This is a genomic window from Mesorhizobium sp. M0040 (assembly GCF_040323505.1).
Taxonomy (GTDB): Bacteria; Pseudomonadota; Alphaproteobacteria; order Rhizobiales; family Rhizobiaceae; genus Mesorhizobium.
In genome coordinates this window covers 46,838-69,807 of sequence record NZ_JAMYVA010000020.1, presented here as the reverse complement: position 1 = coordinate 69,807, position 22,970 = coordinate 46,838, and the positions used below count along the sequence as shown (strand labels likewise).

The following is a 22,970-nucleotide window of genomic DNA, read 5'->3' as shown; positions in this document are numbered from 1 at the left end:
TCACCTCGCAATCCGGAAGCCGAATTTGAACCATCGGGAAACAGCACGCATACTGGTCGCCGGCAGCGGCCCTGCGGGGCTGATCGCGGCGCTTGGCTTTGCCGAGGCGGGCTTTCCCGTGACGCTCGTCGGACCCGATGCAGCCGGCCCCGACGGCCGGACGACAGCCTTGATGAACCCTGCCCTGAAGATGTTCGAACGCCTAGGGATCTTGGACGGAATCAGGCCGCATGCAGCGCCGCTCAAGGTGATGCGTATCGTTGACGCAACCAACCGGCTGATCCGCAGCCCGACAGTGACCTTTCGCGCCAGCGAGATCAACGAAGAGCAATTCGGGCTGAACTTGCCCAACAGCGTTCTCAACCGCACGCTAGCCGAGACTGTCGCGCATTCGGGCATCGAATGGCGAAAGTCGATGGTGGAGGCATGGCGCCTCGATGCCGACCATGCCCATGCCGTTCTCGCCGACGGCAGCGAGGTTGAGGCATCGTTGGCAGTTGCCGCCGATGGCCGTCAGTCGCCGGCCCGCGAGGCAGCCGGCATCCGGACCTCGATCCGATCCTATCCGCAGGCGGCGTTGGTGCTCAATTTCGGTCACCGCAGCGACCATGCCTTCACCTCGACCGAATTCCACACCGAGACCGGTCCGTTCACACAGGTTCCCCTGCCCGGCAACCGGTCCAGCCTTGTCTGGGTGCTCGAACCCGATATCGCCAAGGACCTTGCAGCACTCGACGACGCCGAGCTTTCGACGCGGGTCGAACAGCGAATGCAATCGATGTTGGGCCGCGTGTCGGTTGAGCCCGGCCGGCAGATCTACCCACTTTCAGCGGTGAGCCCGTGGCGGTTTGCGCATCGCCGCGTGGCACTTGTCGGTGAAGCCGCCCACGTGTTTCCCCCAATCGGCGCGCAAGGCCTCAATCTCGGCATCCGGGACATCGACGACCTGATTGGTGCCGCAAGCAGAAACCGCTCGGACCCAGGCGCCGCCAAGGCGCTTGCAGCCTATGATTTCAAGCGGCGGCCGGACATTCTGGCGCGCAGCAGCGCGGTCAACCTGCTCAACATGTCGTTGCTTTCCGACATGCTGCCGGCTCAGATGGTGCGCAGCGCTGGCCTTGGCGCGCTTGAGGGGTTTGCGCCGTTACGGGCGTTTTTCATGCGCGAGGGTCTTCGACCCGGCAGCGGTTTTGCGGCGTTTTTTGGCGGATTGCGAAAACCGGCTGAGCGATAGCGATCTTGGCCACCGCCCTTGATCCGCATCTCGCGATGCTCAACCCGGCAACAAGGGGATCGGGATTGAATTGACGCGGCGTCTGCGCCAAATAATGACGATGTCGACCTTAAGGTCTGGGCCAATCTTTGCCGGACCGGTGCGTAAGAATCTAAAGTCCTGGAGCGTTCCTTGCGTGTTCCAGGATACGTGGCGTTCAAGAAGTTCAAGTGGTGAGTGCGATGAAGACAGCCAAATTCTCGATCGGACAGGTGGTTCGGCACCGGCTGTTTCCGTTCCGCGGCGTCATTTTCGACGTCGATCCGCAATTCGCCAATACTGACGAATGGTACGAGGCGATCCCCGCTGACGTGCGGCCGCGCAAGGACCAGCCTTTCTATCATCTGCTCGCCGAGAATTCCGAAACGGAATACATCGCCTATGTGTCCGAGCAGAATTTACTCGAGGACCGGTCGGGCGAACCGGTCCGGCATCCGCAGATTGGTGAAATGTTCGACAAGAAGCCGGACGGGCGCTACGAGCCGAAGCACCAATTGAGACATTGACTTAGTCGGAATCTGGCTGGACTGGGACAGGCTTGAGACATGGCCGGACCCGACAAACAGCCGGTCCAAACGAAAAAAGCGGGGCATGAACCCCGCTTTTTTATTCGTCCGAAACCCCCCGATCAGTTGGCGGCCTTCGCCTTTTCCTGCTCTTCCTTGAGCTTCTTGGCAAAGTCCTGATTGTTCTTGGCGACGAACTCCTGGAGCTTCTTCTGTCGGTCCTCGATGTCCGACTGCTGCAGCGGCGGGCCGTCGAAGGCGCCGCTGAAGCCGGTCAGCGCGATCTTGATCGGGTTCGGCTGGTTCTGGAAATTGACCGAGGTCAGCGTCAGGTTCGAACCTTTCTTGAAGGACGCGACGAGCTGATCGGTCAGCGGCACTTCCGCCACGCAGCGGTCCGGAAAACAGATCACATAGTCGAGCTTCTGCGCCTTGCCGCCGTCGATCTGGAGGCCGATGCCGGGAGGAACGAGACGGCCGGTCGGAACCGTCACCTGGAACACCTTGCGGTTCACCTTGCCCTTCAATTCGATCAGGCTGACGCCGGTGATGAGCTGGCCGTTGCCGGCGGTGGTGATGTTCTGGACATTGCAGATGTCGACGTCTTCCTGCTTGGTGCAGGCCTTGAACCAGCCTTGCGGAATCTGCTGTTGCTGCTGCGCGGAAGCAGCGGGAATCCCGGCGCCCAGAATGCCGACCACGCCAGCGGCCATGACCGACAGGCGGTACGCGTTGCTGTTCAGGCTCGTCATGTCGTGCATTCCTCTCAAATGATCCCGGAACCGGCTTTTTTCATGCCGTGTGGTCCAGCTACCTGTTGCCGAAATGAGGCAACAGAATGACTTCGGACGGCGTGTTACACTGCAAGCGGTGCCGAATCCAGCCCGGGTCTCGCGAATCTTGGCCGAGGGATAGGCTCAAGGGGTTGGCCGGTGCACGACCGGCTCATGTATGCTGCGCATCGAATCGGGAAGGAGACGGTCATGGGCCGCGTTGTCGTTTGGCTGATCGCCGCAATCTTGTTTGTCGGCCTTTCCCTGCAGCCGGCCCTGTCGGAACCGGTGCACGCGCTTGCCATGCAGGGCGAGCCGGCGCTGCCGGCCGACTATGATCATTTCAACTACGTCAATCCCGACGCGCCGAAAGGCGGCAGCATTACCTTTTGCGTCGTCGGCAGCTTCGACAATCTCAATCCGTTCATCCTGAGAAGCCTGCGCACCACCGCGCGCGGCATGATGGATCAAGCCTTTGGCAATCTTGTCTTCGAGCCGTTGATGCAGCGCAACTACGACGAGGCCTTCAGTCTCTACGGCCTGCTCGCCGATACCGCCGACATGGATCCCGAGCGCAAGAGCATCGAATTCCACCTCGATCCCAACGCCAAATGGTCGGACGGCGAGCCGGTGACGCCGGAAGACGTGTTGTTTACCTATGACGTCTTCACCGAGAAGGGCCGCCCACCTTACAGCCAGCGAATGAAAGCGATTGCCAAGCTCGAAAAGACCGGCGACCGCAGTGTGCGCTTCACCTTCAACGACAAGGCCGACCGCGAATTTCCTTTGATCATTGCGCTGACGCCGATCATCCCGAAACACGCCTTCAACAAGGACACCTTCGACAGGACGACGCTAAAGCCGGTGATCGGCAGCGGGCCTTACACGGTGGCGCAAGTCGTGCCCGGTCAGCGCATCGTGTTCAAGCGCAATCCGGACTATTGGGGCAAGGACGTGCCGTCCAAGCGCGGCTTCGACAATTACGACCAGATCACCATCGAATATTTCCTCAACGCCAACGCCAAGCAGGAAGCGTTCAAGAAAGGCATCTGCGCCATCGACGACGACAGCGACCCGGTCAAACGCGAGCGCGATCTCGATTTTCCGGCCTTCCACAGGGGCGAGGTCATCGCCGAAACTTTCGATACCGGCATTCCGCCGGTGGTCAACGGTTTCCTGTTCAACACGCGGCTGCCGAAATTTTCCAATCCGGTCGTGCGGCGCGCGCTCGGCATGCTCTACGATTTCGAATGGGCCAACAAGAATCTGTTCGGCGGCAAATACACGCGCACGATGAGCTTTTGGCAGAATTCCGAGCTGTCCGCGCTCGGCCACCCGGCCAGCGAAAAGGAAAAGGCCCTGCTGGCCCCCTACCCCGGCCGCGTGCCCGCAGATGTCATGGACGGCACCTACAGGCCGCCCGTTACCGACGGCTCCGGCCAGGACCGCAAGGTGCTGAAGGCGGCATTCGAGCTGCTGAAGAGCGCGGGCTATGCGGTGCGGGACGGCGCGATGCTCGATGCCGAGGGAAAGCCGTTCGGTTTCGAGATCCTGACCGCCTCGCAGGACGAAGAGCGACTTGCCGCTATCTATCAGCGCACCCTTGAGAAGCTCGGCATCGATGTCGGCATCCGCAGCCTCGACGGTGATCAGATCCAGTCGCGCAAGCAGCGTTTCGATTTCGAGGTGCTGGTCGGCTCGACCGGTTTCAACAACTCGCTGTCGCCCGGTATCGAGCAAACCGGGCGCTGGGGATCCGCTGCCGCCAAGGCCGAAGGATCGTTCAACCTCGCCGGCGTCGCCGATCCGGCGGTGGATGCGGCGATCGAGGCGATGCTGAGAGCTCGTTCGAAGGAGGACTCCGTCGCCGCCGTCCGCGTTCTCGACCGGCTGCTGATCTCCGGCAACTACATGGTGCCGACGCAGCACAACAACCAGCAATGGCTCGCTTATTGGAACTATCTGGAACATCCGCAAAAGACGCCCATATACGGTTATCAGTTGCCGACCTGGTGGCGCAAACCGAAGTGACCTCTTCACAACAGGAGATCAAGATGAACGACGAGAACTCGATTACCGTCGATGTGGTCTCCGACGTCGTGTGCCCCTGGTGCTTTATCGGCCAGAAACGGCTCGACAAGGCGATTGCCGCCGTCGATATCGACGTTCACATACGCTGGCGGCCCTTCCAACTCGACCCAACAATCCCGCCCGAAGGCAAGAACCGCCGCGACTATATGGTGGCGAAATTCGGCAGCGAGCAACGCATCCGCGAAATCCATGCCCGGATCGAACCGCTGGGCGAGGCTGAAGGCATCTCCTTCGCCTTCGACGCCATCAAGGTCGCGCCCAATACGCTGGATGCGCACCGTCTCATTCGCTGGGCCGGGACGGCCGGCGAGGCCATTCAGAACCGGCTGGTGCGTCGGCTGTTCCAGCTGAATTTCGAGGAAGGCGCCAATCTCGGCGATCATGCCGTGCTGATCGAAGCCGCCCGCGAGGCCGGCATGGATGCGTCCGTGGTCGAAACGCTTCTGCCGACCGACGCCGATGTAGAGGCGGTGCGCACCGAAATCGCCACCGCTTCGCGCATGGGCATATCGGGTGTGCCGTGCTTTCTGCTTGAAGGCAAATATGCGGTGATGGGCGCCCAGGACGCCGATACGCTCGCCGATGCACTCCGCCAGGTCGCCGCGGCCAAGGCACGCGGCGAACTGGAAACGGCGAACTGAGTCGGACTATTTCACCGTCACCTTGGCCTTGCTGACGAAAAAGCCATGGCCATGCTTGCCGGTGCAGGTCAATCCCTTGGTGGATGACTGGCAGGAAAACGGGCCCTTACTCCAGCTGGCGCCGTACGCCAGGTTGGCGACGTCGCCGCAGCAGCCTTGCTCGCCCGGATTCTTGATCAGCGTCGCCTGGCCTTTCGGGCCGAGGATGACGGTGACGTAGCTGGGCTCGACGCGCGAACAGCTCAACTCCGGTCCGCCATCCTGCGGCTCGTAGGTGCTGGTGCCGCCGTTCGGCGTGTAGATGCAGCCAATATTGCCGGACGGCGTGTTGAACTCGATCTGTCCCTCGGCGTTTGCGGGAACGGTCTGGCTGCCGGCATATGTTTGCGGCAGCCAGGCAAACATCACGAGCATCGCCACAAACAATGTCCGTGCAAGCATGGCAAACTTCCCCCCGGGTCAAACCTGGATGCGTCCGGCAGGTTCGATCCGAAGCGCGTGTTTGTCAAACGCGGTTTGTGCGCGCTCTTAAAAAGGCACGGGCCAATTGATATTGATCTTCACCCTGGACTGTGTCGGCAAAGTCATTGCTTGGCCGACTACGGCGTCCTGACAAGGCGGCTTCAACCACGAATCATGCGGTCACTTTCTGGCCGCCGACGAGGCCGGACTGGCCGTGAAGGCGATTCAGGCTGTGAAGATCGACCGCTGGACGGCGCTTCTATGTTCACAAAGCTGTGTGAAGACCTTCCCTTGGGGAAGGTCTCTACTTGCTCCGGCACAGGCAAGTAACTAATTGAAATTGCGTGGGTATTCCGCCCCTCGAAGCATGACGGCATAGCGCCATGATCATTCATTCTGTTGCTCCACTGCAACGGCCGGCGAGCTAAGCCACCTGCGACTGGTGAAAAGCTAATGGAAAATGATCAATTGGTGTTACTGTCCGTAACAAAAGAAAAATCGTTTGGGCGGGATAGTGATTCGGGTCGATAGACCAACGCGACATTCAATATCGGAAAAATGGCTCCGCGGTGCCGCAAGGCAGTCGCCCCTGACGCCCGTATCGTCGATGCGCAGCTTCTGGGGACTGATGCGGGCCTACTGGTTCTCGGACAAGTGGGTCGAAGCCTGGACGCTCACCTTGGTAATAGGCTTGCTGACAGGGCTCTCCAGCAAAGCCGACGTCTGGTTTACCGTGGCGGCGGCTGAACTATATACCTCAATCGCTTTTTTTCACGACGCCGCGAATACCACGCCGCTCAAAACGTTGCTGACCAATGCCGGCCTGCTCGTGCTGCTGGTCGTGCTCAAGGACATGGGCATTACCAGTACATGCAAGTTTGTATCGGCGACATTGCATCGCAAATGGCGCGGCTGGCTAGATAGCCGCTTCAATGCGGCGCTACTCGACCCCAACCATTCACACTACCACGCCCAGCATGGCTCGTCCGGCACGGCAGCGCCCGACAACATCGACCAGCGCGTGCAGGAATCGATCAAGGACATGACAGGGGGCGCTATTGGGCTTGCCATGGGGGTATTCAGTGTCTTTACCTCGCTCTACTTTGTCGGTGGAGCTTTGTTGGCAAATTCTGTGGAGGTAAAAGGACTCGAGTTCCTCGGCAGCTACGGGAGTGTCGTGCTTGCTCTGCTGGCGGTCGCTCTCTACGTGCCGTTCAACACCTGGATCGCAGTCAAAATCGGCGGAATGCTGGAGTGGCTCAACATCAGGATGCAGAAGGCTGAAGGCAGCTATCGGGGCGAACTGATCACGTTATTGCGCCGCAGCTTTCATGTCGCGGCCTCGCAAGGCGAAGTCGTGCAGAAGACGATACATAGCCGGCTCTATCTCGACATCGATAGGACTTGGTCGAAGTTCAACATCGTCAACACCATCTATTCGGGATTCGAATCGGTCTATAACTTTGTCGGTGCCAAAATTGTCGCCTTCGGGCCTGGCCTTGTGCCGTTCATCCATAACGGCCTCGACCTCAAGGGTTACATAACAGGTTCCGAACAGGTCAACGCGCTGATCAGCAAATGTTCGTGGTTCATCCATGTCATGCCAAGTCTTGCCACGTTGCGCGCCAACAGCTTGCGCGTCATTGAATTGGCGCAGGCGATCGAAAACGTCCAGCACCCGCAGGAATTTTATCAGCAGACCGGCCGCTCCGATTTTCGCTACGACCGCCAAAACCCAGTTTTCGGCCTGACCATCCAGAAGCTCGAACTGGCGCATCAGGGCGAGGACGCAACGCCCTTCCTGAGTGCTGCAAATTTGCGCTTCCGGCGTGGCGAGTGGACTTTCCTCAAGGGCGAATCCGGCTGCGGCAAGACCTCGCTGATTAAGGCGATCAACGGGCTGTGGCCTTATGGCCGCGGTACCATCGTCTTCCCGGAAGGGGTCAGGAGTTTCTACGCCGCCCAGGAGGTGAAGCTGCAGCAGGTCTCGTTGAAGCAACTGGTCTGCCTGCCCGGTTCCGAGCATGATTACGCCGACCTGCAGGTCGCATCCGCCCTGCACAAGGCCGGCCTCGGCGATTTCATCGAGCATTTGGCCGATGAGAGTCGTGAAGGAAAGATCTGGGATCAGGTTCTCTCGGGTGGGCAGAAACAGAAGCTGGTTGTCGCCCGTATCGTGCTGCAGCAGCCGGGATTGCTGTTCCTCGATGAAGCCACCGGCGCGCTCGACCCCGATGGACGGATCGCCTTCCACCAGGCGATCAAGGACAATTGCCCTGATGCAACTGTGATCTCGATCATGCATGAGGCGACGCCGCCGAGATCGCTCGCGGGCACCGAATTCTACCACAGCGTGGTTGCGATCGCCGACGGCGTCGCCACCAAGAAGCCGCTGGTTCCGAGCTTGCCGGTAGAGCTCACCACCATCCTCACGCAGCCGACGCGGCCGGCCGAGGACAAGTGGCTGCGCTTTCCCCGCCGGCTGAAGCAGAGATAGCCGCGGCACCACTGCCAGCATCCAGCCAGCCTGCCACGTAGCCCGATCACAGTCTCGCGATCCAGTCGGTTTGCCGCCGTTTTAACCCGCTCTCGCGATTGACTCGGCAAGGCGCGCTCCTATGTTGCGCCGGCTTGCAGAATCTCAACTCGAACCCGCGAGCAGAAAGGTCACCGCGCCATGCCTGGCGACAGTCACAGTCGAACGCAACCGCCGTCCGCTTGACGTGACCTGACAGGCTCACGTCCTGCCGGACGGCAAGGAGTGAGCCATGAACGAGTTTTCCCCTGTCGCGGGCGGCGATGCCATCGCCATCGCTCGCGTACTTGCCAACGAACACGTCGCCGACATCGTCGAGGCCTTGAACCAGGAGCCCCGCGAGACGGCATCGGAGCTGCTTTGCGAAGTGCCGTTCGAGCGGCTGGTCGAGATCTTCGACCAGCCTGAACTCGACGGCGCATCCGAACTGGTCGAGGCGCTGCCCCGCATCAAGGCAGGCAGACTGCTTGCCGCCATGTCGGTCGACCGCGCCGCCGACATACTGCGCGATCTGAACGAGCCGGCTCGTTCCGGACTGCTCGGTGGCCTGGCGCCACCGCTGCGCGCGACGCTGCTTGCCATTCTCGGCTATCCCGAAGGCAGCGCCGCCTCGCTCATGACGACCGAATATGTCAGCGTGCCGCCGGACTGGAGCGTGGCCCGCACGCTGGATTACATCCGCAAGGTGGAGCGGACGCGCGAAACCGTCTACGCGATCTACATCGTCGATCCGCAAACGCAGGTCCTATTGCGCTCGACCAGCCTGCGTCGGCTGATCGCTGGCGGGCCCGACGAGCTGATCATGGCAATAGCGCCGGATCGTGCGCCTATCACCGTTTCACCGCTGACCGATAGTGAAAAGGTCGCTCAGTTGATCTCGAAATATGATCTGCTCGCCGTTCCGGTCGTGGACAACGGCAAGCTCCTCGGCATCGTTACCATCGACGATATTATCGACACGATGATCGAGGAAACGACGGAGGATGTGCATCGTTTCGGCGGCATGGAGGCTCTCGACGAGCCCTATATGAAGATGAGCTTTCTGGCGATGATCCAGAAACGCGCCGGCTGGCTGTGCGCGCTGTTTATCAGCGAGATGCTGACCGCCAACGCGATGCAAAGTTACGAGGGCGAGCTGGAAAAGGCGATCGTGCTGACGCTATTTATTCCATTGATCATGAGCTCCGGCGGCAATTCCGGCTCGCAGGCGACCTCGCTCGTCATCCGGGCGCTGGCGCTGCGCGAGATCGGCCTTGGCGACTGGTGGCGGGTGGCCCTGCGCGAGCTGCCCACCGGCCTGGTGCTTGGCTCGATCCTTGGCGTAGTCGGCGTCTGCCGCATCGCGCTCTGGCAGTATCTCGGCTTCTACGACTACGGCCCCCACTGGCCGCTGATCGCAATGACGATCGGCGCCACGCTGGTTGGCATCGTCACCTTCGGCTCGCTGTCTGGATCGATGCTGCCGTTCGCCCTGAAGCGCATCGGCTTCGACCCGGCCAGCGCGTCGGCTCCGTTCGTCGCCACGCTGGTCGACGTCACCGGGCTGGTGATTTATTTTTCGGTGGCGTTGGTGATCCTGCGCGGAACGCTGCTGTAAAAAACCTCACGCGCTTCCATCGCGGCAATCTCGTTGCCGCGATGGGTTCTTGTCGCGTCAGACGCGCTCACCATCTCTCACCCGGTAAGTCGGCTTGTACATGGTGACGAGTTCTTCCGCGGCGGTCGGATGCACCGCCATGGTGCGATCGAAATCATCCTTGGTCAGGCCGGCCTTCAGCGGTATGCCGAGAAGCTGCGCCATTTCGCCGGCATCCGGCCCGAGGATGTGGGCGCCGAGGACCTTTTTCGAGGCGCCGTCGACGACCAGCTTCATCAGCATCTTTTCGTCGCGGCCGGAAAGCGTGTGCCGCATCGGCCGGAAGGTGGCGCGGTAGATTTCAACATCCGAAAAGCGCTTTGCCGCCTCATCCTCCGACAGGCCGACCGTACCGATCTCGGGCTGCGAAAAGACTGCGGTAGCGATCGTGTCATGGTCGGGCGCCGTCGGCTTGTCCTTGAAGGCGGTCTCGACGAAGCACATCGCCTCGTGGATTGCCACCGGCGTCAATTGCACGCGATGGGTGACGTCACCGATTGCCCAGATGTTGTCGATGTTCGTGCGGGAGTATTCGTCGACGTGGATTGCCCCGGTTTTGGTCATCTCGATGCCGACGCCTTCCAGGCCCATGTTCTCGGTATTGGGAATGCGGCCGATGGCGAGCATGACCTGGTCGACCGTCAGCACCGTGCCGCCGGTGACAAGCGCGTCGAGCCGGCCGTCAGGCCGCTTCCTGACCCACTCGGACACGGCGTGGCAGAGGATTTTTATCCCCTTCTTTTCCATCGTGTCGTGCAGCATGCGTCTGAGGTCCATGTCGAAACGGCTGAGGATCTCCTTGCCGCGGTAGACCAGCGTCGTGTCGACGCCGAGGCCGTGAAAGATGTTGGCGAATTCGACGGCGATATAGCCGCCGCCCTCGATCATGATTGCCTTCGGCAGTTCCTTGAGGTCGAAGGCCTCGTTGGAAAAGATGCAGTGCTCATGGCCGGGCAATGCCGGATGCGGCGCCGGTCGCCCGCCGGTAGCGATCAGGATCTGGTCGGCGGTAACGGTGCGATCCTCACCAAGAAGATGCACCACATGCCGATCGACCAGGGTGGCGCGCGAATGAAAGACCTCGCCGCCGGCGCCCTGCACGTTCTTCTGGTAGATGGCCTCCAGCCGGCTGATTTCGCGGTCCTTGTTGGCGACCAGCGTCTGCCAGTCGAAACGCGCCTCAGGCACCGTCCAGCCATAACCGGCGGCATCGGCGAAATGCTCGGGGAATTGCGAGGCGTAGACATAGAGCTTCTTCGGCACGCAGCCACGGATCACGCATGTGCCGCCATAGCGGTATTCCTCGGCAATGCCGACACGCTTGCCGAGTGCGGCCGCGACGCGCGCCGCCCTCACCCCGCCGGAGCCGCCGCCGATGACGAAAAGATCGTAGTCGTAACCGGCCATGGCTGAACTCCTTGCCCCTCAAACCCCGAGACAGGTAGGCTGCCGACTATCAAAAGAAAAGCCCGGATTTGCCGGGCTTTTGGTCCAGTGGCGGTCAGGCGGCTCGGAAGTCCGCAATCAATTCGGTGTAGCATCCGCGGGAGCTGCGCCATCGGCCGGAGCGGTACCGTCGGCAGGTGCAGCCGGCGCCTTGGCATTCGCCGCTGCACCCAGGGTCTCGCCGACCTGCTGGGCGAGATCGCGAGCCAGGCCGTTCTGCCAGATCTCGGCAGCCTTCACCAGTTCGCGCGTCACGATCGGGCCGTTGTCGAGCAGCTTCTTGCCGGAATCGGAATTGTAGAAGGCGGCGATTTCATTGAGTTCCTTTTCCGAGAACACCTTTGCATAGGCGAGCGCCGCTTCCCTTTCCAGGTCGGCGCGGCGCGATGCCAAGGCCATCGCCTTCTCGTTGATCGTCTTGGCGATCAGTTCCTGCATGTCCGGGTTCTTCTGGATCAGCTGCTGCTCCAGTGCCGCGGCCGCTTGCGGCAGGATGCTGTCGAACGTATCCGTCGCATGGATCGCCGCGACGGCGGCGCGCGCCGCCTTCAAATGCGCATCGGTGACGTCCTGCGAAGACGCAGGCGACGAAAACGCGAAAACGGCCGAGGCCGCCAGAATGGCAAAAAAGCGGCCAACCCGGTTATGCAACGTCATGATCGGTAAAACTCCCTGATTTTCGGGCGGCATGGACGGTTTGGATGCCGTCGCCGCCGGCTATGATGGCCGTTGATGCCAGCCCGATGAAAAGACCATGCTCGACCACGCCCGGAATGGCGTGGAGAGCATTCGAAAGCGCTCTTGTATCCGGAATGCGGCCAAAAGATGCATCGAGGATAAAATGGCCGCCGTCTGTAACAAATGGCTGGCTCCCCGTCATCCTCAATGTAACAGGGCCGGAAAGGCCAAGGTTTGCAGCCGCCGCGCCGACCGCAATTTCGGTGGCGCGCAGGCCAAACCGGTTGACTTCGATGGGCAGCGGAAAACGGCCGATCATCTCGACCATCTTGGAGCTGTCGGCGATGACGATCATGCGGGCGGAGGCCGCCGCGACGATCTTTTCGCGCAGCAGCGCGCCGCCGCCGCCCTTGACCAACGTCAGCGCCGGATCGATCTCGTCGGCGCCGTCGATGGTGAGGTCGAGCTCGGGGGTTTCCTCGAGGGTGGACAGCGGCACACCAAGCTCGGTGCAAAGGACGGCGGTGCGCTCCGAGGTCGGCACGCCGATGACAGTCAGGCCGGTGGCGACCTTGTCGGCGAGCAGCCGCACGAACTCATCCGCCGTCGTGCCGGTGCCGATGCCGAGCCGCATGCCATCCGTGACATGGGCAAGCGCTGCCCGCGCTGCCTCAACCTTCAATTGCCTCGCATCCATGCCGGGTCCCGAGATTTGTTTCGGCGCTCGTAGCATTTTTGCCGGGCTGGTCAAAGGACCTTGCCCGCGGTGGATAAGCCGGCTTGCCTGAACGGGCCGCAGCGTTTATCGCCTGCCGGCAATCAAATCGTCACAGGACAGGCCATGACCCGACCGATCATCGTGTTCGACCTCGACGGGACGCTGATCGACACGGCGCCGGACCTGCTCGACAGTCTCAACCACAGCCTTGCCGCCAGCCAGCTCGCGGCCGTCGACGAAGCCGGCTTCAAGCGCTTCGTCGGCCATGGCGGCCGGGTGATGATCGAGCGCGCTCACGCAGCGCAGCACAGGTCGCTGGCAGTGGAGGAGCACGACCGCCTGCTCAAGCTGTTTCTGGACCATTACACCGTTAACATTCCCGGCAAATCGCGCCCCTACCCCGGCGTCCCCGAGGCGATCGCACGGTTCGAGGCAGCCGGTTACCTGCTGGCCATCTGCACCAATAAATACGAGGCCAATTCGGTGGCGCTGATCGAGGCGCTCGGTATGACCAGGCATTTCGCGGCGATCTGCGGCCAGGACAGTTTTTCGTTCCGCAAGCCAGACCCGCGCCATCTCACGCAAACCATCGCGCGCGCCGGCGGCGACCCGCACCGTGCACTGATGGTCGGTGATTCGCAGACCGACATCGACACGGCAAAGGCCGCCGGGATTCCGGTGGTGGCAGTCGATTTCGGCTACACCGACCGTCATGTACGGGAGTTCGAACCGTCGGCGGTGATCTCGCATTTCGATTCGCTGACGCTCGATCTGGTACAAGGGCTGATGGCCGCGGCAGAGGGCTGAAGCCGACCATAGTCCAGACCGCCAGATGACGACCGACAAGTGGTTGACTTCATAGGCCGGCCTCCCTTATATCGCGGCGCGCTTGGCCTTCGGGCAACGAGCGGGCGATTAGCTCAGCGGGAGAGCACACCCTTCACACGGGTGGGGTCGCAGGTTCAATCCCTGCATCGCCCACCATCTGCTTTCCTGAATCAATTCCAAGTCAGAGCGGCTAGTGGTCAAAATCTGACGCTTGGTGCCGAAGCAGTAGGCCCGCTCTGGGTAAACCTGCCTTTCGCTCCGGCTGCTGAAGCGGCTTTATCGCGCCTACTGCAAGCATATTGCCCATTCGGCAAACTCGCGCGTCGAGGCCGTTTTCAGCGGCGCGAAGCAATCCCCGCCGCCTCGGAGCGGCTGGAGCGCCCGTCGCGGTCATCAAGCGGTCGCTCGCTACGCTCCCGCTACGGACTCGATGTCACCCATTGTGAGGCCGCAGCCCGATCACGGTCCGCGCTAAACCCAACCCGAACCAAAGTGTCCACAGGGACATCACCAGTGATGCCACGACCCAGACGAAACTGCCCAGGGTGACTCCGAGCCACATGCCCAGGGGCCAACCGAGGAAGGCTCCAATTCCGGCCACGACTGCGATGTACGATGCCCAGACCGGCGTGGCTCGGTGAGTGGTCCGCGCCTCGTTGCCAGCGATCACGGCAACGGCCAACGCCAAAAACATGAAGCCGTTAGCCTTTCCTTCGGAAAATGCCCACCAGGCCTCGAAAGTTGCCGTGTCCCCGGCGGCAGCTGCGGCGGAGACCACGGTGGCCTCGGCCACCGCGGTCGTCATGGTCCAGAGCGCGCCGACAGTCAGCACACCCCAGGCAGACAACGTCCACCACGCCTCGGTGAGGCGCGATCTGGCCGCCAGCACGATCAGACCTGTCAGGACGAACAGTGATAGCGCTACCGCGGAAACCCAATGGATGATCGCCCATCGGACAGGGTCGTCGGTGATGACTCCCATCTGGCGACCCATATCGGGATCGATCGGACCATGGCCGACCAGCGCGCCTGCCAGCAGGATAGAGGCGATCGCAAGCCAAACTCCTGCTACGCGCGTTCCTTCTTCTGTGTTTGCCATAGAGACCTCGCGCAGTAATGGTCCCATGTCCCATCTAGCGCCAGATTTCAAACGGTTGCAAGATGGCCAATGATCGGAACGGGTCAACTGACGCCGTAGCATTGCCACGTCTGTACGACCGGAAAGGGTCGGAACAGATAATCCGCATCGGGCACCAAGCGTCAGATTTTTACCACTAGCAGCTGCAGGTCGCCCCCTCGCCGCCAAAATTCTTTTTGGGCGAAATTCAAGGCGCTGCTGTAGCTCGTATAGCTTTGGAACTGGCAAACGTTGGAGCCGGCCCGCACCTCATCTGCTCGATATCCCAGAACGAAACCTCGATGCGGTCGTCGGCGCAATAGACCGTATAGCGTTCAGGTTCGAGCGCTGCGGCTTTCTGCACAGGCATCGAAACGGCCAGGATGGAAAGTATGGAAAGTACAAATATGATGGCATGACGCATTTGCATGTAGACCCCCGAATGACCGCCGGCACTATTATGGCCGCGATGTTGAGGCGACGCATCATGATTTTAAGCAGTCGCCGTGTTCTTTCGGCGGCCATAAGTCAGGCACGGCCGGCGCCTCCTTGTAGCGCAACGGTCCGCTATCCCGGAACAAACCTACATAGAAACGAGTTTCTGCTGATCGAGATGTGAGGGAAAGCCATGTCCAGACTTGTTTTGGCGGCCGCCGTGCTGCTTGTCGGCGGATCGGCCTTTGCCGCGGACGAAAATCCGGTGCCGCCGCAGAATGCCAAGAAGCTGTCGGAAATCATCGCCAAGGTCGAGCAGCGCGACGACTTCCGCTACATCAAGGAAATCGATTGGGACAGCGATGGCTACACCGTCATTTATTACACGAGCGACAAGGCGAAAGTCGAAATCACCTACGATCCGGTGACAGCCGCGCCGAAATAGTCGCTGCCTGCAAAGGTTAGCATTCGAAAAAGGCGCGCCTCGAAGGCCCCCGGCCTTCGGCACACTCTTGCGTAGATATGACTTTGATGGCTGACTGGGTGCTATCATTGCGCGCGGGGGTGGGCATGGCGACGGTAAAGCACGTATTGAAACGCTTTCTGATGATGCTCGCGGGTTATTTCATAGCGGTACTGGTTGGGCTGATCGCGGTGGCGGCGATCTATGGCGGGCTGAGTTCGCTGCCAAATGCGCCGAATTATTTCGACGTCATGGGTGTCACCCCCGTTGCGGTGCTGCTGTTGCCGCCGCTCGGCATGTTCATCTATTTTCTGACGATCGTGCTGACCGGCTTGCAGACGCTGATCTTCGCACTGATTGCCGAGTTTTTCTCGCTGCGCAGTTTTTGGCTGCACATGGTCTTCGGCGCGGCGGCCGCGGTTGGCGGCTTCGCCTTGATCTGGCCGAGTGTACCGGATGACACGAACCCGGAGCGCTGGGCCGATATCGGCATCATTGCCGCCGCAGGCGTTGTCGCGGGCTTGGTCTATTGGCTCATCGCCGGACGCGATGCCGGTTTCCGGCGTCCACTGTTTCAGCGCTAGAACCGCATTCGTCAGCTTGCCGGCGAACGCACCGCTTCCGTGCTGTCGAGCGCCTGCTGCAGCCTTGTATCGCGGCCGTAGACGTCGTTGAAGTATTCGACCTTGCCGGACAGGTCCGGCCATGCGGTGAAATAGGCGACATAGACCGGGATCTTGCGTGTCACGTCCTCGGTCGAATGTCCGTGTTTCAGTTTGTCCTCGATGTAGTCGACCGAGGTGCCGAGCACGGCAGCGGCCATGCCGCGCGGATCCTGCAAGCGAACGCAGCCATGGCTGAGCGCACGCATGTCGCGCTGGAAAAACGACTTCTGCGGCGTATCGTGCATGTAGATGGCATGCTTATTGGGGAACAGTATCTTCAGCTCGCCCAGCGCATTGGCCTCGCTCGGCAGCTGGCGCACGCCGTAGGGTATCTTTGCGCCGTAGGCGCCCCAATTGACCGAGGACGAGGGAATGCGCTTGCCGCGGGCATTGACCACCTCGTAGCCGGCGCGGTCGAGATAGCCAGGATCCCGGCGCAGCCGCGGCAGCATCTCGTTGACCAGGATCGACTGCGGCACGCCCCAATAGGGATGGAAGTCGACCTGCTCTATCTGGTCATAGAAGAAAGCAGTCTGGTTGGTGGGCCTGCCAACCACGGCGCGGGTCTTCAGCTTCTCCTCGCCATCATCGATATAGCTCGCGGCGAAAGCCGGCTGGTTGATGAAGACGCGCGGGCTGCCAAGGTCGGAAGGCAACCAGCGCAACTCTTCGAGCGCAACCCGAACCTTCTGAATTTTGTCGGCCTTGGACGTTCCGGCCAACGATGCAACGGTACGCGGGCCGATGACGCCGTCGCCTTTCATGCCGGCCCGTTTCTGCACCGCCTTGATCACCGGCACCAGCTCCGGATCGTAGACCTCGCTGGTAGCGAGCCTCGCCAGGACCTCGCCATAGGCGCCGCCCATCTCGTCATCGAGATTGCGCGCGATCTTTGTCAAAAGCTTCGGCAGCTCGGGGCTGGTCTGCCCCGGCTTCAACAGCAGATTGGGATCGATGGCGATTTCGTCTTCGGCGCTGGCCTGGAGCGCTTCCAGTTCGACGCGCAGCGCCTGATACTCGGAATTCTGTGGATGCCGCGACTCGAGATAAGTGCGCACTTGCTGGGTATGAGCCAGCGTCTTCAGCACCCCTTCCATGTCGAGCGGCTTCGGCGGAAAATCGTAGTAGCCGGTCATGCGGTTGGGATCGACGCGGCCGCTTTGTGCGTCACGGGCGTAGCGCAGGACACGCGCCGACAGCGCCATCTCGAAGCGGACCAGCTCTTTCAGGCGTTCATCGACATTGCCCGCCGATGTGCCTGCTGCCGGAACTTCGACGGTGTAGTCGGCGGGCGTCAGGCCGTAGCTCGCGGCCTCGCCCAGCACCCGCACGGCATCCTGGGCACGGCTGCTGGGACTGGTTCCCGTCACCCAGATGAAATCCGGATTGGCCGAGTAATAGGCGATCAGCGCCTTGGCGATGTCCTTCTCGGCGTAGAGGTCATAGCCGTCGAGGCCGGCAATGGCTTCGCGGAATGCAGCCCCGGTGGCCGCCGGCTCGAAAGCAGCGTCCTGAGGCGTTGCTGGTTCAGGCGCTGCCGACAGTGCCGAAAAATCGACGCGCACCAGCGGATCGCTCTTGTAGGTATAATAGGACGGGCCGCTGATTTGCGCACCACCACCGCCCCCACCACCGGAAGCGGCCGGCGCCTTGGGCTTCGGCTTGTATTTTGACGGTGGCGGCGGAAAGTTACCTTTCGGCGGTGCGTGTTTGACGCCGCCGCCGAAAAGCATGTCGAAGAACCCTTGCGCTTCAGCCTTCGGCGCCCCGAAGGCCAGCATTGCCGCGGCCACTGCAAACGGCAGCACGGTTGCTTTGTTTCCAAGGAGTTTCATGGATCACCCGCTCCGGTTGAACCGGATCCCGTTCCGCACCGCTTTCACGGTCTCGCCCACCGCATGGCGGATGTAAGGCGTGACTACACTGATTCATACTGATTTCGTTAAGCTTCCATAAATTTCGGAACGTCTGTTGCAGAACGGTTTCACAAGATCGTGACGGGTCGAGTCAATCCGTCATCGCCCCCGATCAATGGTAGTGCCCGTGAGCCAAGCCTCAAGCGTTGGCGCCGCCGTCGATGGTCAATGCCGTGCCTGTCACGAAGCGTCCTTCGGGACCGGCAAGCCAGGCGACCATGCCGGCGATCTCGTCGGCCGTGCCGAAGCGAGGCATCGCCATCTTCTGGCGCTGATGCTCGGCGTGCGGGCCGGCTGCCGGATTCATGTCGGTATCGGTCGACCCCGGATGGACGACATTGGCGGTGATGCCGCGCGGACCGAGATCGCGTGCAAAGGCCTTGGTCAGGCCAACCAAGGCAGCCTTGCTGGCCGAATAGGCGCTCAGGCCGGTGTCGGTGGCACGCTCGGCCAGATTGCTGCCGATCGAGATGATCCGGCCACCCTCGCCCATATGCGCTGCTGCCGCCTTGGCGGCGACGAACGGGGCTCTGAGGTTGACCTCCATCGTCTCATCGAAATCGGCAAGCGACAGCACATCGATCGGCGCAGCGCGCCAGATGCCGGCGCTGTTGACGAGGATGTCGAGCCGTCCGAAGGCTTTTGCCGCCTCATCGACTGCCGCCTCGATCGCCCCAGCATCGCGATTGTCGGCCTTGATGGCAAAGGCCCGGCCGCCGGCCGCCTCGATTTCCCTGACCACCGCACGCGCCCCTTCCTCGCCATTCACATAGGTGATCACCACGCCTGCGCCGTCGGCCGCGAGCCTTCTTGCGATCGCCGCACCAATGCCGCGGCTGCCGCCGGTGACGAGGGCGGCCTTGCCGTTCAAGCTTCTGGATGACATCTGCTTCTCCATTTTGTAGTGATTGATACATAAATATCTGCCAGCCTTGCTGAACCACGTCAACTGAATTATGTATCGATCAATACAGAAAGGATGCCATGCCGGAACGAGGCCGCCCCCGCACCTTCGATCGAGCCGCCGCCTTGCGGCGCGCAATGGAAGTGTTTTGGGCCAAGGGTTATGAGGGCGCGTCGATAAGCGACCTGACCGCTGCAATGGGCATCAACTCTCCCAGCCTCTATGCCGCCTTCGGCAGCAAGGAAGCGCTGTTTCTCGAGGCAACCGAGCTTTACACGCGGGTCGAGGGAACCGAGATCTGGTCCGCGCTGGAAAAGGCGCCGACCGCGCGCCAGGCGGTCGAACGGTTCCTGCGGCAGACTGCCAGGGCCTATTCACAGACCGGTCGTCCGCAAGGCTGCCTTATCGCGCTCGGCGCATTGCACCAGGACTCAAGCCGCGGCGCCATCTGCGATGATCTGCGCCGTCGCCGCGCCGAAAACCGCGAAGCCTTGCTGAGACGGCTCGAGCGTGGCGTGGCCGAGGGGGAGTTGCCGGCTGATTTCGACTGCGGTACGGCCGCGACCTTCTACGCGACCGTGCAGCACGGCATGTCGATCCAGGCGCGCGACGGCGCGTCGCGCTCGGCTCTTCTGGCGACGGTGGACGGGGCAATGGCGGCTTGGATAGCGATGGCCAGCACCGGGGCGGCGTGACGGTCGAACCCGGCTGACAAGAACGATATTCAGGTCACTGCAGAGACGGCTCCAGCCTGCCGGCAACGAAGCCAACGGCACGCTCCACCACACCCCTGTCGGCGAGAATGCGGCGGTGGCCGAGCCCGTCGGCCCAGTAAAGCCGCACATGGTCTCCGGCGCGCGTGTAGAGCCTTGCATGCTCGGCGGACACTTCGCGGTCGTCCGGCGCGTGGATCACCAGCGTCGGCAGCGGCGTGCTTGCGAGCTGGCGGTCACCGGTGAACTCGTGCAACGGCCGGCCGGCGATGCGCTCGACCCGGTCGGCCATGGCGGCCTGCGAGCGCGAGCCGACATTCAGCATGCGGCTGAAATCAGCGAAGATCGCCGGCAGCGAGCTCGGCGCGGCGATAAGCACCAGCCGCCCGGCCGCCAATCGCGGGATGTTCCTGATCGAACCGGCGACGGCGTTGGCGGCAACGGCACCACCAAAGGAATGGCCGACAATGGCCGCGAACGGGCCGAACCATTCGCCGGCAACCCGTGCCGCATCGACCGCACTGACCAGGGTAAGCCGGCGGCCCTGCGACTGGCCGTGGCCCGGCAGATCGAGCGAGACCACCTTGTAGCCGGCATCGCGATAGGCTTCGATCAGCGTGCGCATGTATTCGGTGCGCGAACGCCAACCATGGATGACGAGCACGGTGCCGGCAGTGGCCCTGCCCGGCTCGGGCCGGAATTCATGCACCATGACGCAGCCGGTTCTGGTCTTTAGCCGGTGATGGCGTGCCTGGGTCATGAAATCGGCGGCGCGATCGATTGCGCGGCGTTCGCCTTTGCTCAAGCTCTTCTCGTGCGGCGTGCGGCAGAACAGCTCGAATGCAGCACGCCCGGTGAGTCGCGGTGCCACATGCTCAGCCACGCCGAACGTGCCGCGGATGACCTTCAGTCCAAATGATGCCATAGTGGCGATCCATTCATTGGTTCAAGCATGAACATAATAGTTCAAACATGAACATTAAGCAAGACCTGCCCTGGGACAACCCGCGTTTTCGCAACTGGGTCGCGGTGGCGCGCGCCTGCCATGTGGTGGAACGCACCCTGGCGGTGAAGCTTGCGCCGCTCGACCTGAAGCCGGCGCAGCTCGACGTGCTGATGAATCTCTACCGTCATCCCGGCATGTCGCAGCACGACCTTGCTCGTCGGCTGCTGGTCGGCCGCTCCAACATCACCATGCTTTTGCCTCAGCTGGAGACCCGTGGCCTGCTGCGCCGCGAGGGCGACGAGAAGGACAAGCGCGTGCTGAGGCTGACGTTGACAGAGGCCGGCGAGGCACTGCTGATGCAGGCGCTGAAGGTCCATATGGCGCTGATCGAGAAGGCGATGAGCCAGTCGACGCCGGAACAATGTGACATGATCGGCGAACAGATGCGTAGGGTTGCCGAGGTTTTGAAGACCGCCTGACAGCCCAGTGCTCCACCACCAAATGCTTCACCACATCGATTTTTTCGCGCGCTCGGGCCATTCCTTGTCGTAGACCTCGCCGTCAATGTTCTTGCGGCTGGTGATTTCCAGGATTTGGCCGGGAGTCGGCAGCGATCTCGGGTCGACATGCCTTGCCGGATTCCACAGTTCCGATCGGTGGATGGCGCGGGCGCACTGGAAATAAACCGCATCGATCTCGATGATCGTCACCGAGCGCGCCGGCTTGCCCTCGACGGCGAACGAGGCGCAGAGCCCGGTATCGGTGGTGATGTGGGCGCGGCCATTGACGCGCAGCGTCGTGCCGGAACCCGGCACCAGGAACAGGAGCGCGACGCGCGGATCGCGAAGGATGTTCCTTAGCGAATCGGCACGGTTGTTGCCGCGCCGGTCCGGCATCATCAGCGTTTTCGGATCGTGGATGCGGACGAAGCCGGCGAGATCGCCGCGCGGCGAGCAGTCCAGCCCTTCTGGCCCGCAGGTTGCGAGCGCGGCAAACGGCGAAGCCTCGATGATAGCTGCGTATTCGCGAATCAGCTGGTCGAGTTCCTTGACCACCGACGCCTCGCCGGGCAGGCCATAGAGCGCTTCAAGCTGTTCGATGCTGGTGATTATGGACATGTTTTCGTCTCCAACGCTTTGCCGGCGCTACTCCAGATGGATGACGTTTTCACGACAAGTGCCCGTTTGCCGGTCATCAGGAAACGGGGTCGAGGCAACGCGAACAAGGGCAAACCGCTTTACCTGCATGATCGTGCCAACGGATACGGAGGTCAAAAATGGATAAACCGCTCGACCGGCGACGCACCGCCATGGAACTTATTGAAAACATGTTCAATGTTGAAATGCGTTTCCTGCAATCAGGCTCGGAGAGCCTCGATATGCTTGCCGGCGCATTTCATGCCGAGATTGTCGTGCATGAGCCGCGCTCCCTGCCCTATGCCGGTGACTGGAACGGCCTCGACGGCGTTGGCGCCCTTTTCCGCAAAATGCGGGAAATCTGGAGCGACGTGGCGGTGGAGGACCTTCAGGTCGCCCAAAACGATGACACGGTGTTCATGAGCTGCTCGCTTTCGCTGACATCGCGGGCCAATGGTGCAACCGTCAAACAGCCGTTTGCCGAAGTCTTGCGCTTCAAGGATGACCGGCTGATCGAAGGCACGCCGTTTTATTACGACACCAGCGAGATACTGGCGATCCTGCGTTGACCTGAGAGCCCTGCGGGATCCATTCAACGGTCGCGGCTCAGCCCCTTCTCTTCCAGTTCGGCGAGATAGGCGGCCCAGCGTGCATCCTTCTCATGACCCAGCGTATGCAGGTAATTCCAGGTGAAGATGCCGGTATCATGGAAATCGTCGAAGGTGATGCGCACGGCATAATTGCCGACCGGCTCGATCTTCAGAATCGCTACATTGCGCTTGCCGGGAACGGTGACGCGCTGTTCGGGCGAATGGCCCTGCACCTCGGCCGATGGCGAGGCGACGCGCAGCAGCTCGGCCGACAATTCGAACGGCTGATGGCCCGGAAAGGTGACGGAAAGCAGCTTGCGGTCCTTCGAGACCCTAAGTTCTTTTGGCGCTGTCATGCTGGTGGATCCTGCGGAGAACTGCCCTTCCCTACGCCGCTTCGCGTCGAGGGAAAAGGCCGCATGGAAAGTTCCGACATGATCTGTCGGCGTCGGAATGTTACCGATGATCGCGAGCTTCTATCTTGAATGCCAAGTTGG

23 protein-coding genes and 1 tRNA gene are annotated in these 22,970 nt (G+C 61.5%); 13 read left to right on the top strand and 11 right to left on the bottom strand.

What is annotated here, in order from left to right:
* The first annotated feature begins 25 nt into the window (after positions 1-25).
* Positions 26-1,234: a UbiH/UbiF family hydroxylase gene (locus tag NKJ91_RS18725; protein ID WP_352456763.1), complete on the top strand. Its 1,209-nt coding sequence runs from the start codon at positions 26-28 to the stop codon at positions 1,232-1,234.
* 221 nt (positions 1,235-1,455) lie between these two features.
* Positions 1,456-1,779, top strand: a complete 324-nt coding sequence (gene hspQ, locus NKJ91_RS18720; protein ID WP_023675043.1) for a heat shock protein HspQ — start codon at positions 1,456-1,458, stop codon at positions 1,777-1,779.
* Positions 1,780-1,901: 122 nt separating this feature from the next.
* Here hspQ and NKJ91_RS18715 read toward each other — a convergent pair whose 3' ends face one another.
* On the bottom strand, positions 1,902-2,531 hold the full coding sequence (locus NKJ91_RS18715; RefSeq protein WP_023675042.1) for an invasion associated locus B family protein: 630 nt from the start codon (positions 2,529-2,531) through the stop codon (positions 1,902-1,904).
* Between the two features lie 231 nt (positions 2,532-2,762).
* Between NKJ91_RS18715 and NKJ91_RS18710 the strand changes: the two genes are divergently transcribed.
* A complete protein-coding gene (locus NKJ91_RS18710; protein WP_352456762.1) occupies positions 2,763-4,583 on the top strand; it encodes an extracellular solute-binding protein in 1,821 nt (606 codons plus the stop codon).
* A 23-nt stretch (positions 4,584-4,606) separates the two neighbouring features.
* Positions 4,607-5,284 (top strand): DsbA family oxidoreductase, encoded by a 678-nt coding sequence (locus NKJ91_RS18705; protein ID WP_352456761.1) that lies wholly within the window; start codon positions 4,607-4,609, stop codon positions 5,282-5,284.
* 6 nt (positions 5,285-5,290) lie between these two features.
* Here NKJ91_RS18705 and NKJ91_RS18700 read toward each other — a convergent pair whose 3' ends face one another.
* Entirely contained in the window at positions 5,291-5,725 is a 435-nt protein-coding gene (locus NKJ91_RS18700) for a hypothetical protein (protein ID WP_352456760.1), read from the bottom strand.
* Positions 5,726-6,353: 628 nt separating this feature from the next.
* On the opposite strand from NKJ91_RS18700, the gene NKJ91_RS18695 reads away from it, so the two are divergent.
* Together NKJ91_RS18695 and mgtE are read left to right on the top strand one after the other, a co-directional pair.
* On the top strand, positions 6,354-8,243 hold the full coding sequence (locus NKJ91_RS18695) for an ABC transporter ATP-binding protein/permease (RefSeq protein ID WP_352456759.1): 1,890 nt from the start codon (positions 6,354-6,356) through the stop codon (positions 8,241-8,243).
* 271 nt (positions 8,244-8,514) lie between these two features.
* Entirely contained in the window at positions 8,515-9,879 is a 1,365-nt protein-coding gene (gene mgtE / locus NKJ91_RS18690; RefSeq protein ID WP_352456758.1) for a magnesium transporter, read from the top strand.
* A 57-nt stretch (positions 9,880-9,936) separates the two neighbouring features.
* Here the strand turns inward: mgtE and gor are convergent, their stop codons facing one another.
* The 3 genes from gor to rpiA all read right to left on the bottom strand — a co-directional run bounded on the left by gor (position 9,937) and on the right by rpiA (position 12,739).
* Positions 9,937-11,325, bottom strand: a complete 1,389-nt coding sequence (gor, locus tag NKJ91_RS18685) for a glutathione-disulfide reductase (protein ID WP_352456757.1) — start codon at positions 11,323-11,325, stop codon at positions 9,937-9,939.
* A gap of 117 nt (positions 11,326-11,442) precedes the next feature.
* Positions 11,443-12,021 (bottom strand): DUF2059 domain-containing protein, encoded by a 579-nt coding sequence (locus NKJ91_RS18680; RefSeq protein WP_352456756.1) that lies wholly within the window; start codon positions 12,019-12,021, stop codon positions 11,443-11,445.
* On the bottom strand, positions 12,008-12,739 hold the full coding sequence (gene rpiA / locus NKJ91_RS18675) for a ribose-5-phosphate isomerase RpiA (protein ID WP_352456755.1): 732 nt from the start codon (positions 12,737-12,739) through the stop codon (positions 12,008-12,010). The genes NKJ91_RS18680 and rpiA overlap by 14 nt, the downstream gene beginning before the upstream one ends.
* 144 nt (positions 12,740-12,883) lie before the next feature.
* On the opposite strand from rpiA, the gene NKJ91_RS18670 reads away from it, so the two are divergent.
* Positions 12,884-13,567, top strand: a complete 684-nt coding sequence (locus tag NKJ91_RS18670; RefSeq protein WP_352456754.1) for a phosphoglycolate phosphatase — start codon at positions 12,884-12,886, stop codon at positions 13,565-13,567.
* 102 nt (positions 13,568-13,669) lie between these two features.
* Positions 13,670-13,744, top strand: a tRNA-Val gene (locus tag NKJ91_RS18665).
* A 277-nt stretch (positions 13,745-14,021) separates the two neighbouring features.
* Here NKJ91_RS18665 and NKJ91_RS18660 read toward each other — a convergent pair.
* Positions 14,022-14,687, bottom strand: a complete 666-nt coding sequence (locus NKJ91_RS18660) for a hypothetical protein (RefSeq protein ID WP_352456753.1) — start codon at positions 14,685-14,687, stop codon at positions 14,022-14,024.
* A gap of 646 nt (positions 14,688-15,333) precedes the next feature.
* Between NKJ91_RS18660 and NKJ91_RS18655 the strand changes: the two genes are divergently transcribed.
* Together NKJ91_RS18655 and NKJ91_RS18650 are read left to right on the top strand one after the other, a co-directional pair.
* On the top strand, positions 15,334-15,585 hold the full coding sequence (locus NKJ91_RS18655; protein ID WP_023675031.1) for a PepSY domain-containing protein: 252 nt from the start codon (positions 15,334-15,336) through the stop codon (positions 15,583-15,585).
* Positions 15,586-15,710: 125 nt separating this feature from the next.
* Entirely contained in the window at positions 15,711-16,187 is a 477-nt protein-coding gene (locus tag NKJ91_RS18650; protein WP_352448896.1) for a hypothetical protein, read from the top strand.
* An 11-nt stretch (positions 16,188-16,198) separates the two neighbouring features.
* On the opposite strand, the gene NKJ91_RS18645 is transcribed toward NKJ91_RS18650, so the two are convergent.
* The gene (locus tag NKJ91_RS18645; protein ID WP_352456752.1) at positions 16,199-18,103 is read right to left on the bottom strand and encodes a L,D-transpeptidase family protein; all 1,905 of its coding nucleotides are present in this window, start codon (positions 18,101-18,103) and stop codon (positions 16,199-16,201) included.
* 220 nt (positions 18,104-18,323) lie between these two features.
* Positions 18,324-19,070, bottom strand: coding sequence for an SDR family NAD(P)-dependent oxidoreductase (locus tag NKJ91_RS18640; protein WP_352456751.1), 747 nt, complete (start codon positions 19,068-19,070; stop codon positions 18,324-18,326).
* Positions 19,071-19,168: 98 nt separating this feature from the next.
* Here NKJ91_RS18640 and NKJ91_RS18635 point away from each other — a divergent pair, with 98 nt between their 5' ends.
* Positions 19,169-19,783: a TetR/AcrR family transcriptional regulator gene (locus NKJ91_RS18635; RefSeq protein ID WP_352456750.1), complete on the top strand. Its 615-nt coding sequence runs from the start codon at positions 19,169-19,171 to the stop codon at positions 19,781-19,783.
* Between the two features lie 34 nt (positions 19,784-19,817).
* Here the strand turns inward: NKJ91_RS18635 and NKJ91_RS18630 are convergent, their stop codons facing one another.
* Positions 19,818-20,726: an alpha/beta hydrolase gene (locus NKJ91_RS18630; RefSeq protein WP_352456749.1), complete on the bottom strand. Its 909-nt coding sequence runs from the start codon at positions 20,724-20,726 to the stop codon at positions 19,818-19,820.
* 47 nt (positions 20,727-20,773) lie between these two features.
* Between NKJ91_RS18630 and NKJ91_RS18625 the strand changes: the two genes are divergently transcribed.
* On the top strand, positions 20,774-21,226 hold the full coding sequence (locus NKJ91_RS18625) for a MarR family winged helix-turn-helix transcriptional regulator (protein ID WP_352456748.1): 453 nt from the start codon (positions 20,774-20,776) through the stop codon (positions 21,224-21,226).
* A gap of 27 nt (positions 21,227-21,253) precedes the next feature.
* Here the strand turns inward: NKJ91_RS18625 and NKJ91_RS18620 are convergent, their stop codons facing one another.
* On the bottom strand, positions 21,254-21,865 hold the full coding sequence (locus NKJ91_RS18620; RefSeq protein WP_352456747.1) for a pyridoxamine 5'-phosphate oxidase family protein: 612 nt from the start codon (positions 21,863-21,865) through the stop codon (positions 21,254-21,256).
* A gap of 158 nt (positions 21,866-22,023) precedes the next feature.
* Here NKJ91_RS18620 and NKJ91_RS18615 point away from each other — a divergent pair, with 158 nt between their 5' ends.
* Positions 22,024-22,452: a nuclear transport factor 2 family protein gene (locus tag NKJ91_RS18615; protein WP_352456746.1), complete on the top strand. Its 429-nt coding sequence runs from the start codon at positions 22,024-22,026 to the stop codon at positions 22,450-22,452.
* A 23-nt stretch (positions 22,453-22,475) separates the two neighbouring features.
* Here NKJ91_RS18615 and NKJ91_RS18610 read toward each other — a convergent pair whose 3' ends face one another.
* Positions 22,476-22,829 carry a gamma-butyrobetaine hydroxylase family protein gene (locus tag NKJ91_RS18610; protein WP_352456745.1) on the bottom strand — a complete coding sequence of 118 codons (354 nt, stop codon included), beginning with the start codon at positions 22,827-22,829 and terminating at the stop codon, positions 22,476-22,478.
* Between the last annotated feature and the right edge of the window lie 141 nt (positions 22,830-22,970).